Source organism: Dysgonomonas sp. BGC7 (assembly GCF_001261735.1).
Classification (GTDB): domain Bacteria; phylum Bacteroidota; class Bacteroidia; order Bacteroidales; family Dysgonomonadaceae; genus Dysgonomonas.
This window is the reverse complement of record NZ_CVRP01000010.1, coordinates 46,448-59,705: the sequence shown is the minus strand read 5'-3', so window position 1 is coordinate 59,705 and position 13,258 is coordinate 46,448. Positions and strand designations below refer to the sequence as shown.

Annotated in this window: 7 protein-coding genes; all 7 read right to left on the bottom strand. The window is 36.8% G+C overall.

The window, feature by feature from the left end:
• Positions 1-60: 60 nt before the first annotated feature.
• Positions 61-1,455 carry a glycosyl hydrolase family 18 protein gene (locus BGC7_RS10175; protein WP_050701488.1) on the bottom strand — a complete coding sequence of 465 codons (1,395 nt, stop codon included), beginning with the start codon at positions 1,453-1,455 and terminating at the stop codon, positions 61-63.
• Between the two features lie 30 nt (positions 1,456-1,485).
• A complete protein-coding gene (locus BGC7_RS10170) occupies positions 1,486-3,090 on the bottom strand; it encodes a SusD/RagB family nutrient-binding outer membrane lipoprotein (protein WP_050701487.1) in 1,605 nt (534 codons plus the stop codon).
• Between the two features lie 20 nt (positions 3,091-3,110).
• Positions 3,111-6,329: a SusC/RagA family TonB-linked outer membrane protein gene (locus BGC7_RS10165; RefSeq protein WP_242034375.1), complete on the bottom strand. Its 3,219-nt coding sequence runs from the start codon at positions 6,327-6,329 to the stop codon at positions 3,111-3,113.
• Positions 6,330-6,685: 356 nt separating this feature from the next.
• On the bottom strand, positions 6,686-7,849 hold the full coding sequence (locus tag BGC7_RS10160) for a DNA-binding transcriptional regulator (RefSeq protein ID WP_050701485.1): 1,164 nt from the start codon (positions 7,847-7,849) through the stop codon (positions 6,686-6,688).
• 98 nt (positions 7,850-7,947) lie between these two features.
• Positions 7,948-10,560, bottom strand: a complete 2,613-nt coding sequence (locus BGC7_RS10155; protein WP_050701484.1) for a glycoside hydrolase family 2 protein — start codon at positions 10,558-10,560, stop codon at positions 7,948-7,950.
• Positions 10,561-10,598: 38 nt separating this feature from the next.
• Positions 10,599-11,426, bottom strand: a complete 828-nt coding sequence (locus BGC7_RS10150; protein WP_050701483.1) for an ROK family protein — start codon at positions 11,424-11,426, stop codon at positions 10,599-10,601.
• Positions 11,427-11,718: 292 nt separating this feature from the next.
• Entirely contained in the window at positions 11,719-13,254 is a 1,536-nt protein-coding gene (locus BGC7_RS10145) for a RagB/SusD family nutrient uptake outer membrane protein (protein ID WP_050701482.1), read from the bottom strand.
• Positions 13,255-13,258: the final 4 nt, after the last annotated feature.

The following is a 13,258-nucleotide window of genomic DNA, read 5'->3' as shown; positions in this document are numbered from 1 at the left end:
AGATAATATGGGGTATATACTGTTGAGGTATATACCCGTATTATCTAAATTAAGTAAGGATTAGTTTCCTAACGATATATTAATTTGTCTCATTAGCGATTTAGAAATCTCTTTACTGTCATTTTCTACCGACCACAGTCCAATGCCACCTATATCTTTAGTCAAAGCATAAGCTACTTTGGTCTGAATAGCAGGTAAGCCATCGTAATATATAACATCACATTCGGTATTAGCATTAACAAAAGGTTTATTCTCTATTATATTCTTTGATGGGGCATCAATATAACTAGAACAAAGGTTAGAATACGGTATATATTGTGTATATTCCGATAGATTAGCCCATGTATAGTTGGCTGGAACACCAAAGTATCTTAATCCGAATGCCGGAACGACAAGTACAATGCGCGAAGGAACAATAGGCCCCTGCCACCCCAACCAAACTCCAACTTCCTGTTCGGCATACCATTGTGCAGAGTGTGCTGTTGGACTTAAGTCTTCAGCGCCAAAAGCAAGTATGTTTATCCAATCGAATTGCGGAATATTTACAACTCCGGCCAATGAACCCCTAGTCCATCCACCAACTACTGATAATGATAACAGATAGTCATAATTGTTTCCATCAATAGTTTTAGTTGCAGGAGCAGTATTTGCTATTTGTTCATAAAACCTCTTTAGTTTTCCCGGTTCTCCAAAAGCTCCTGTTGCAGTATTGGCTTTGTCCATATAAATATTTATACCATCAAAGCCATTATCATTAGCAGTCGACAATATATCAGAAGCTAAAGAAGTATAAGTATTGTCATTAATGGCGGCATCATAAAAAGTATAACTTCCATATACAGGAGATGCGTTTAGATATGAGCCTAAAACACCTGATACTTCCAATAAAACATAAACTCCGTTATGATGTGCATATGCAACCAGTGCCGATGCATTCAAATCATCAAATATAGTTTTATCTAAGGTATATGCTCCTGCATCATTGATGTTTACTACAATCGAAGAAAGTACCAGATGAGTAATATTATCCCAATCTACATCCGATATTCCTCCTCCTTTTGCAAGGAATCCCAGAGACTTCTTCGAATAGCTTTTTGGCACAAATGGCTGAGGGCAGAGCAAAGAAGCTGTTCGTGAATTAATAACCCCGTTCCGTTCTACTTCAAATACCAGTTCTTTAGTCATATATTCGTTAACGGTAAATGAAATATTCTTTGTTGTTCCTATTACTTCTCCATCCAGAGTCCATTTATATGTCGCACCATCGGAAGGAGACACTTGTGGAGAGAATTCAACTTTTTCTCCTATCTTTCGTGCTATATTCTCTGTCCACTCCATATAGATATGAGGTAAGTCTGTGTCACCAAATTCAGGGTTGCTTGCATCATTATCCTCACAACTGTAAAATGCGAATAGAGGGAGTATAAATAGTAATATATGCTTAATATTTTTCATAAATCTAATATTTAAAAGTTACAATATTCTTTAATTCTTATCCCACCATACACGGTTTAACCAATCGTCAGTTCCACCCATTCTTGCAACTGCAGCTTTATAACCGTCAGGATTACTTGTCTGTTCCGATACAGGATATTGAACACGGCGTGGAGTTTGTCCTCCCGATTGATTTCCTGCATGATAATTATGAAACTTAACCTGATTAACAGGTAATCCGGTACGACGCCAATTTGCCCAAGTTTCGAATGGATTGAGGAAATGAAGTACCCACAGCTGAGTATTGATCTGATTTAGCTCATTTCCTGAAGTTAATATATTGCTATTCAAAAATGTTGTTAAGGTTGGTTCATTGATAGACGCTCCGAATAATGTCCATTGCCTTACTGCCGCCTCCAGTCCGGATTTGTAGTGAGAAGAGGCCGTACCGCCAACATTATATCCTCGTTGTACTGCATCTGCAAGCAAGAACTCAACTTCGGCATAACTCATGCGGATATATGGCGATCCGGGTTTACTAACAAGCTTAGATGGCTGCATATACTGTAATAGTGCTGATACTTTAGTATCAGTTCCGTTAATGTTTAGTGTTATTTCGGACAACGGTTTGATATCTTCAAATGGCTTATCGTATGACCAGCTAAATTGCTGAGCAGGCAGAGTGAAATCTTTGTATTTCCCATAATATGCCAACAATAGTGGTGTTATATCGGTGCGAACATCGTCTTCCAAATATGATCCACCATAGAATAACAAACGTGGATCATTCATACTTTCCAATGTACCTATCAATTCTGAAGTTATCCGGAAAGTACTTGAACGGTCGCGTAACATACGGTTGGCAATACCGTTACTACTTGCCGCAAATTCAGCCTGAACATTATCATGTTGCACATAGCAGATATCAGCATTTGATGTCATTAATCCACTACTGGCAGCAGACTCTGCTTCTATTTTGGCTCGTTCCGGATTCACTTTGATCAAGCGCATAGCAATACGTAGGCGTAACGAATTGGCATATTTTTTCCATTTATTGAGATCACCATTAAAGTATATATCTGCAGTTAAGCCCGGTTTGCTTGAATCAAACTGTTCTGCGGCTTCTTTCAGTTCTTTAAAAAAATCGTTATAAATATCTTCTTGTTTGTCATACTCCGGTTTAAATATTCCTTCGTAGTATGCCTTACCTGCTCCAAAATATGGAATATCTCCATAGTAATCTGTCAAACGTAGGAAATTTTCTACTTTGACAATTCTGCCTGCTGCATGCACATTTTGGTATTCAGGTAAATCTCTGGTGCGTTCTACAATGTCTACAGCCTCGCGTATGATAGATGGATAGTAAACATCCCACATGTGAGCAAAATATGAATCATTCTTCTGTCCTACACCACCATAATTTACTGTTGCCCAGTCGTTAGACCATTGATTCATAAAGCCACCGGGATATATCAAGTAACGATGCCAGTCGTCCGAATTTGTACTCGGTAATAGTTGAATAGTAGTCAACTGTATATTAGGATCCATCTGTGTTGATGCAGTGGGGTCGTTATTAAGGTCGTCATCAATACAACTTCCCATAAACAGTGCTACAGTGGCACATAACGCCCATTTTATATATTTAATATTTTTCATATTATTCTTTTTTGAAGTAATTAAAACTTAACATTTACACCCAGTCCAAAAGTTCTCCTTGTCGGCAACGAACCATATTCGAGCCCTTGTCCATTACCATTGTTGTAGTTAGACTCCGGATCTATGTTATCAAGTTTACTATGTATAATCCAAAGGTTACGACCATAAGCTGTGATGCTAACTGCCTTAAGGGGAGTTTTAGCGAGAAGCTTTGATGGAAGATCGTATGAAAAAGTAAGTTCTCTCAATTTTATATAAGAAGCATCATATATGAATGGCTCGGGTGAGTTGTCTGCTATTCTAGCCCAATATGTTTGTGGATTTACTGCAACAGTATTTTCTGCCCATGTTCCATCAGGCTGTAGTACAACACCCTTACCTACATATCCTTTAACGTTACCCATATCCAGCCATTCTTTCGATGTTTTGTTGGCAGCCATGCGAGCCTGCTCCGATGCGTTCCATTGGTCACGTCCTTCAAGAGTATAAGTGGAAGTTCCGTTACGATAAGACTGCAAAGCACTCATAGAATAGATGTCTGCACCAAACTTCATATCCAGCAAAACTCCTAAAGAAAAGCTTTTGTAGCGGAAGGTATTGTTGAATCCTAGAGTGAAATCATAAGTACCACTACCCAGAATGGATACGTTGTCTTCGAATGTAGGCAATCCTTCCGAGTCAAATATTACTGCTCCTGCCTCGTTACGTGCAAGTTTTTTCCCTACAATAGAACCATATGATTGTCCCGCTATTGCTACAATAGATGCCCCAGCCCAACGAGCTTGTGCCAATTCATAGATATTGACTTCTGGATGAAGTTCTTTTACCTTGTTTGTGTTTTTAGCGAAATTAATATTACTCGTCCACTCAAAATCTTTTGATCTTACAGGCACAACATTTAATGAAACTTCAATTCCTTTGTTCGTAATTTCTCCTGCATTGATCATAGCATTACTATATCCAGATGATGACGAGATCGGAAGATTCATTATCTGATCTTTTGTAGATTGGTTGTAATAGTTGAAGTCCAGCGCTATGCGATCTTGAAAGAAACGAACATCAAATCCAAATTCGTATGAATAGGTAGAAGTAGGTAACAAATTGACATTAGGTACAGTTTCACTTGCGATTTGCCCTGCTGGTTTTCCGCCAATAGTATAAGGTAGTAAATTATATAGTAAATTTAATTTATAAGGATCTGTATCTCCACCGACTTTAGCCCATGATGCACGAACCTTACCGAATGACAGACCATAAGGTTTAAGATCGACTAATTCAGAAAACAATAAACTACCCGAGACTGAAGGATATGTATATGAACGATTATCTTTATTTAAACTTGAAGAAATATCATTTCTAAAAGTAAAATCGAGATAAGCGAAGTCTTTATATCCCAAATTCACTGCTCCATATACAGAGTTCACTTGTTTGCGTAACAGTGTATGCTGTGGAGGATAAGATAAGCTATAATTCATAATGTCTTTTACATCCATCATTATCTGATCTTCTCCTTTCATGTAATAACTTTCGTATTCATACTTCATTATATTACCACCTACAAAGGCTGATACATCCAATATGTCATTAAAGCGCTTGTTGAAACGGAGCATTCCTTCATAATTCGTCTCATGTATTTCAGTAAGAGTTTCTTCGAAACGTCCGGGAAGTATACCATCAGTATATTTAGCGGCATAGTTAGTAAAATGGAATTTATTATAATCAGTACCAACCTTTACTTGCGCAGTAAGAAATGGCAGGATGTCATAGCTACCTTGCACATGTCCCATCAAACGATCTTTGTTCGATTTATTGCTCATTTCATTTATTACCCAATATGGATTGAGACGATATATATTTGCATTCCAACTATTATAACGCCCTTGAGCATCTTTGTATCCGTCAGCCAGCCACTTTTGATCAAAGTTGGGAGCTATGCCTATAATAGAGTTACCAATATTATTAGGGCTATCTGATAGTGCCGGACGATTATTTACGCCTTCTCTTGTATAATTTGCACGCCCTTCAACTTTAAGCTTACTACCGATATTGGCTCCTCCTTTGAGCATAAAAGTAGTTCGGTACATGTCGGAAGATGGCACTATGTCGTTATTCCTCATATCCGAAACAGATATCCGAAAATCATTTTTATCGGTACTGCTTGATATTGCTAAGGAATTAGTAAAAGTTACTCCCGTACGGAAAAACGACATTATGTTGTCATTAATATTTCCATAAGGCCTTTGCTGTCCGTTGAAAATATAGTAAGACGAATTAGGATCAAGCTTAGCCCCCCAAGCACTTTGAGTAGACGTGCGGGCACTAGATTCCAATACAGGAGGTTGACCATTTGTTCCTTGTCCATATACACGTTGATAATCGTCAAAATTTTTACTTATCATTACAGCGTTTACATTCGTTGAGAAATCTATTCCCAGCCCGCTGTGTCCTTTTCCTGATTTGGTTGTAATAAGAACAACTCCATTTGAAGCACGAGAACCGTAAAGAGCAGAAGCTGAGGCTCCTTTTAACACTGAGATAGACTCAATGTCGCCCGGATTGATAGAAGATAAACCATCTCCCATATCATATCCTCCATTATTATCGGCACTACCTAATTGTGTATTATCCATCGGTACTCCGTCTACAACATAGAGTGGCAGATTGGAGCCTGATAGTTGAGAGTTGCCTCGAATTAAGACTCGAGTTGATCCCGATGGGCCACCACTACCTGTCGAAATGTCTACTCCGGCCATACGACCCGATAATGCAGTGATTGCATTTCCATCTCGTCCGCCTGTAATATCATCCCCCTTCACTTCGGCAACAGCATAGCCTAAGGCTTTAGCTTGCTTTTTTATTCCAAGAGCTGTAACAACCACCTCTTCTAAGTGGATATTATTCTCACTCATTATAGCCTCTATGGTACTCCGCCCCTCAAGAGGTATCTCGAGTAAATCCATACCTACATAAGAAATAACAAGTATGGCATTAGGGCTAGACACGTTGATGGTGAACCCTCCTTCTATATTTGTCATTGTTCCTGACGTAGGTTTATTCTTCTCTTGCACAGTAGCACCAATTACAGGCTCTCTAGATTTATCGTACACTTTACCCGTAATAGCCACCTGTTGCGCAAATAGCGGGAGGCTCATAAATAAGGATATTGTTATCATCAAGAAGGATATAATACCCGTTCTTGTCAGGAAATAGTTTCCTCTACTTTTCTCCAGTTCCTTCATAAGTCATTCATTTTTTTTAAGGTTATTTTTAGACACACTGAAAAGTTATTATTAGTTTATGTTACCACTTATTAACACTTGGTTAACTTATTGAAAATATAAAATTTATATTTTTTTGCCCAGTTATATGATTAATGTGATCTTCATTTAAATATTTATAAATTAGGTATAACGATCGAAATATTGTTAATAACAAATAGTACTTAGAACCTCAGTATATGATTTCATTTCACTCTAAGAAGAAAAAATATATACTTAATTTTTTAATATATTTTATAACAAATATATAAAAGAGGAAAAGCTCGCACGCCTGATTTTGCGTATTAATATCCTCATATTACGCAATATCAATAATATCATTTTCTTATAGAGAAATTCAATCTGTACTCAGAAGGAGTACATCCTTTTATGTTCTTAAATTGACGAGAAATATTTTTATAATCCGAAAAGTCCATTTCTAAAGCTATCTCTACGATTGGAGTATTCGTTTCCAATAGCTTTTGCGCAAATTTTTCAATTCTAAGATTTAAGATATAACTATATATAGCCTGTCCTGTAACAAGTCTGAACTTATTTTCTAACAGTCGTCGCGAAAGAGGTACAAGCTTAGCTATATCAGGTACATTTATTTTTTTATCAGAGTTTTGATGGATATATTTTAGCACAGTAGATATATTTTTGTCTTCTGTGGCATATATATCAGTCGACTCCCTTGTTATGATATGGGTGGGATATACTATAATATCTTCAATTTGTGCATGGGGATTCTTCTTCAATCGGTCTATTAATGCAGCAGTTTCATAGCCTCCTTTTTCTACAGCTTGATTTATAGAAGAGAGAGGAGGAGCAGACAGAGTACATATTGCTTCATCATTATCGACACCTAAAATTGAGATTTCTTCCGGAACCCGAATATCATATTGTTTGCATAACTCGGTAATATGATGTCCTTGATTGTCATCACACGCCATCAATGCTATTGGTTTAGGGATTTCTTTTAACCATTCTATTAAGATGTCTGATTCGTAAGACCAGAGATCTTTAAAGTCAACATTTTGATATTCATAATAATTATTCATCATCCCCTGTCTTGCCAGTTCACTTTTAAAGCCCTCACTCCGTTCTAGTGACCAAACAATATCTTTAAATCCATAAAATCCGAAGTTCTTAAACCCTCTCTGTATTAAATACTCTGCTCCCATACGTCCTGCCAAATGGTGAGCCCCCGTGATATTAGGAATTTCTTTAAAACGAACTTTAAAATCCTGAGCAATGGCTATTATATTATATTCTTTAAAGAGAGACACGTTATCACTTGGATAAAATTGGCCTATTATTGCATCAGCCTTCCATTTCATCGCCCACTTTATAACGCCTTCAATACCAAACATATCTCTATACGAGAGAGGCATTCGGCACACAACCCAAGGTTCATATTCTTTGGAATATTTTACAATTCCTTTAAGTAGTAATTTAGCATACTCTTCCGAAAAGTCAGTCAGTAATATAACTCTGGCCATTAAGTTAAATATCTTATAAAAAAGTGAATACGAAGACTTATAAGATAGAACGCACTGATATAAAAGATTGTTTATATCAATGCGTAATTATATCACCGTTATTCAAGAACAATCTCATTATCAGCAATATTCCATCCTTTGATCTGAAGTTTTGCTTGGTTAGATTTTATTAAACTACCCTCGAACGAACATCTTAAAATTTTCTTTTCTCCAGGTAAGACACTGACGTAATTATCGCTCCAGAATACAGGTTGAAAAATCTCACCATTCATATCTTTTACAAGAAGTTGAGTAAAGAATGCTATTGTATTACTCTTGTTCTCTAATTCGATTAAGATACTATTCGCATCTTCATATTTAGCGGATACCTCTATGTTTGCATTTGCAATCTTTCTTAGATCTTTAAAATTACTATAATTCTCCATAGGAGTTCCTACCCAATTGGTCTTATCCCATTTATAAGTATCTTCGCTAGAGGATAAAGTATAAAAATTACTTGCAATCAGGTTTCCATTTTTATCGTATAATGTTAAAGATAAAAATGAGTTTTTAAATGAATTATCAACTGTATAAAATTTATTCACCTCATCTTTATCTATTGTTAGGATTCTCTCTTCTTGGTATAATAGTTTAGAGTCTAACGAGAACCCTTTTATAACAGCCTTTAGACCTTCGGCTTTAGACACAGATTCATTAACTATATATATACCATCATCTTTATAATTATATATTAGTTGTATGGGCTCATTGGCTGTTTTTACTGCATAATATGCAGATACAGGGATCATATAATAATCATACAATTGCCAATACATTGAAGGCCAAGCCGAATTGAGCATCCATTGTACTATACCTGTCGTTTTAGGTCTGTTAACCCGAAATGATTCAAACATGCTCTTTGTTGATTCATAACTCAACAGATTTGCACCATCAAGATATTCTTTCAGGTTTGAAGGTTTTCCGTATTTACCTTCAATAGCTTGTGTCAGCACCTCCATAGAATTCAAAGCAGTTGTCGATGTTGTACAGTGATAGTCCCAATTCTCTCCAATAGGCCACATTTTATCTTTAGCTACCATCTTCTCTATAGATTCCTGCACGGGTATTTGTGCCCCCGGTCCGGTCTCGGTATTGAACCCATAAGCTCCACCATACAGTGTATCTATATACCAATAGTTAGGACCAACATATTCATACGGACCTAACATTTTCATTCCGGTAGAACCACTTATTTCACTAACTTTTCCTTTGGCTGCCCCAACGTAAATAAAATTAGTATTGGATGCCAGAAAATCGACAGTTCTTCGCTCCAACTCAGGACGAAGGAGCTTATCACTTCCTCCCATCCAGACTATTAGTGAAGGATGGTTACGAAGCCACACAGCTTGTGATTCGAGATATCTCATCAATAAATCCATATCGTGACGAGACTTTATAGAGCCAAATTCATCATCCGGAATACCAATATATGGAGCCCATTCCCATTGACAGCTCCATCCGGCAAAGGCTAGTAAGCCATACCGATCGCATAAGTCGTATATATTTTGACTTGTTCCCCATATATTTTCGAAGCGTACCATATTAAGGTTCATATCTTTCACATACTTTATTTGCTTCTCATTACTTTCGAATGTATTGCGAAGGAATATATCGTCTGTCCATCCGGCACTCTTTATTAGCACTTTACGTCCGTTTAAGATAAAACCTTTATCTCCATTCTCTGTTATATACGAGTCTATATCACGTATTCCGAAAGTGATTTTTTCTTTAGCTGATATTTTATTACCGATTACAAAATGTAAGTCAAGATCATATAATTCCGGACTCCCCATACCTGTACACCACCATAAGCGAGGATTCTTCATGTATAATTCTTTTACCTCATCAGGTGTTATCTTTACAGTCTTTGCCTCATTTGCTTTTAAGGTGACTGGAATTGAAAAATCTATATTCTCAATCTTCCCTTTTACATATCCTTTTATTTCTTTATTGGAAAGATTTTTCAGTCTTGTTTCTATGTTTAACCAAGCCTCATCCAGATTCTCAGTGTTAACCTTACTCGAGACCCATGTGTTGGTCATATCCACATCTCCTGTCATAAATAAGCGAACTTCACGGAATACACCCATATTTTCGTCTAGAGGCCGTGGATTCCAATCGACAAAACCAATATTTGGATCTCCCGATTGGGCACGAAATACTTCTATAGCTAAAGTATTTTTATTGTTGATGTATTTTGTAATATCAAATGAAAACCGACAGAAACTTCCATAAACAGAATCTTTGGACGCTATTAGTTCCCCGTTGAGCCAAATATTGGCACGATACGATATCCCATCAAACACCAGTTTCATTTGTTTACCGATATCTTCTTTATCAACATCGAATGTTTTACGGTACCACCACGATACATCGAAGATTGCTTTGTCAGCTTCCTTATAGTTTGTTCCCTCAAATAAATCTTGATATAAACCATTATCAGTAAGTACCCCCATTATGGTGGAAGGCACAGTTGCCTTGTACCAGGTAGATACATCTATTTCGGGAGATGAAATAACTTTACCATCCTGCCCTACTTTAGCAGAGGATTGTACTGTCCATGTATCATGCAAAAGAATCTCTTTAGCATACTCAACATCTTTGTTTACACATGAAATAATACATGTTGATGACATCAATAAAATGATAGTTTTAGCACATATTCTTTTCATAGATTTTAATATTTAAAAATTACTATTTTACTAAAAGATTAGTGAACCAATGCAGCTGCTCCTAAGATAGCAATATCAGGGTTTTTAGAAACCTTTATTTGTATTTTTTTTATAGTCTCAGAATATAAAAATGAGTCGAAGGAGCTATACATACTTTCAGAATATAAATTATACGCTCTCGAAATTCCTCCTCCCAATATTATAGCGTCAGGATCGTAAGCATACAATACTGCTTGCATGAGTTGCCCTATATGTTCTCCAAATTGCGACCATATACGCAATGCTGTAGAGTCGTTATTCCGGGCACGTATAGCCAATTCTTCTCCTGTAAGGTTATAATGTGTTGTGAAAAATCTACTTGCACAGTAATCTTCATATGTGGCATCGAGATACTTCAGGCAGCCAATCTCTCCAGCTCCTGTATTACTTCCCGATATAAGTGTATTACCATATACAATTCCTGCACCAACTCCGGTTCCTAGTGTTATCCCAACTATATTCTCAAAAGATGCACCTTCTCCAAATTTCTTTTCACCCAACGCAAAGCAATTTGAGTCATTATTTATATGTACCGGTATCTCAAATTCAGCTTCAAGAATCTCTTTCAGATGGACTTCAATCCATGCCGGAATAAAAGTTACATTATATACAATACCACGTTCGCTGTCCATGACTGAGGGCACACCTATTCCAATCCCTCGTATTTGAGATGTAATAAGAGGACGTATTATTGATTTAATATATTCTAGCGATTCTTTCATTTGCATTTTTGACGGGCTGGGGGCAGATACCTTGTTATATATTCTTCCTCCTGTTATTTGTGCCAAACGAATATTTGTTCCTCCCAGATCTATTCCTAAAATCATATTTTTTTAGATTTATGGTTATATGAACAAAGAAATAAATTACGAGATCGACTTTTAACGTATTTTGCGTATAATTGTCTTCAAAAAGCGCAATATAAAGAAGTTTTATCAGGAAAAGAGAGAAAGTTATCTACATCCGCAAAAATTAGACTTGCTCAGGTAACAGGAAAATAGATCCTATATAGAATAGAACTCACATAAAGCAAGACAGAAGTAAGGCTAGCCTTACTTCTGTCTTATCTAATCAATATTTTAACTTATAAACTTTTGTAGTGTTTACTTAAATAATTACTTAATATATACTCAACTTAGGATGATCATTATATAAATTCTCATTAGCCAATTCTTCGGAATTCGGTATGCGGAATAAATAGTACTTACTATTTGGTACAAAATCGGACTTGTCAGGGAAGTTGAAAATACGATGTCCCTGAGGGGTGATTGGAATAGTATGCTCTACTCCGTCATTATCTTTGTAAGTATAGTCTATCTTGGGCTTTTGTGGATATTCTTTGCGAACTACTGTCTGCTGATTACGTATTATATCTACCAAAGCAAAGCCTTCTCCAAACAACTCTTTTCTTCTTTCTAACCAAATGGCATCGAGTAAATCTTGTCCCTCAAGCCCTGATACATTGTCTGCACCTCGAGCCGTTTTCAACTCATTGAGACGTGTAATAGCTGTCTCATCTTCAAGACGGGCTTTTGCTTCTGCGTTGATAAGATATATTTCTGATGTCCTCATTAAGACAATATCTGCAGTCAAGTTGTCTCTAAACTTAAATTTAGCATAACGCATCCAGACAAAAGCTTCTTCAGAAGGGTTTTTTCCGGGATCAGTAGCCCAAAAGATCATCTTCTTTCTGTAATCACCATCATTAAACAAAGTTCGGAAATATGGATCGGCATTGAAACTATAATAATAACTTCCATCTTTTGTTACATCGAGATAGTGAAATTGATAGCTGGCATTACTTTGTTCAGGAGTTTGAGGATGTCCCCATATCCATTCCTTATTTACAACATTATTGAATCCGGCATTGTATTCACTTTCATTCATCAGATAGTCATTCTTGTCTAATAATGCTTCTGAATATGTTCTGGCTTTCTCCCAATCGCGGGAATATAATGTTGCACGTGACAGTAACCCCAAAACAACCTGTGTGTCGACTTTATACTTAGATGTCCGATTATAATTTTCTGGAATAAGCTTTAATGCCTCTTCCAAATCACGGATAGACTGTGCATAAACTTCACTTACACTTGCCGCAGGTCTTCCTACTGTTGAAGCATCGGATGGTTCTGTATAAATAGGTGCGCAAACTGCATCAGGGTCTTTATCTATAGCAAAAGAATAATTAGACGCTAAATGCAAATACATAAATCCACGCAAGGCATAAGCTTGTCCCTTTATTCTATTCTTGTCTTCTTGTGTTCCGGTCGAGGCATCAACGTATTTGATAACTCCGTTTACATTGTTAATAATGCGATATGCCAATAGCCAGCTCAGAGTATTAGTTCCACCCTTTCCGTATATGGCAGTAAATGCATAATGATCACGAAAACCATATTTAGTGTTGACTACAACGTCAGAAGACATAGCATCTCCGGCTCTGAGCATAGCACCATATCCAGGATTAGCATAACTGTTGAAGGTCTCCATAAGATATGACCATGCACCTATTAAAACCTTCTCAGTATTACCTGTCGTGCTGAAAACAGAGCCGGCATCAACAGCCGTTGTTGGATTTGTATCAAGATCACTACAAGCCGAAAAAGAAGATACGGCCAGAGCTCCTACTAATATATATTTAAAAAACTTTTTCATTTTT

Bases quoted from the DNA above. Each gene is read 5' to 3' on its own strand.
- BGC7_RS10175 (WP_050701488.1), bottom strand. From the start codon at position 1,455: ATGAAAAATATTAAGCATATATTACTATTTATACTCCCTCTATTCGCA.
- BGC7_RS10170 (WP_050701487.1), bottom strand. From the start codon at position 3,090: ATGAAAAATATTAAATATATAAAATGGGCGTTATGTGCCACTGTAGCA.
- BGC7_RS10165 (WP_242034375.1), bottom strand. From the start codon at position 6,329: ATGAAGGAACTGGAGAAAAGTAGAGGAAACTATTTCCTGACAAGAACG.
- BGC7_RS10160 (WP_050701485.1), bottom strand. From the start codon at position 7,849: ATGGCCAGAGTTATATTACTGACTGACTTTTCGGAAGAGTATGCTAAA.
- BGC7_RS10155 (WP_050701484.1), bottom strand. From the start codon at position 10,560: ATGAAAAGAATATGTGCTAAAACTATCATTTTATTGATGTCATCAACA.
- BGC7_RS10150 (WP_050701483.1), bottom strand. From the start codon at position 11,426: ATGATTTTAGGAATAGATCTGGGAGGAACAAATATTCGTTTGGCACAA.
- BGC7_RS10145 (WP_050701482.1), bottom strand. From the start codon at position 13,254: ATGAAAAAGTTTTTTAAATATATATTAGTAGGAGCTCTGGCCGTATCT.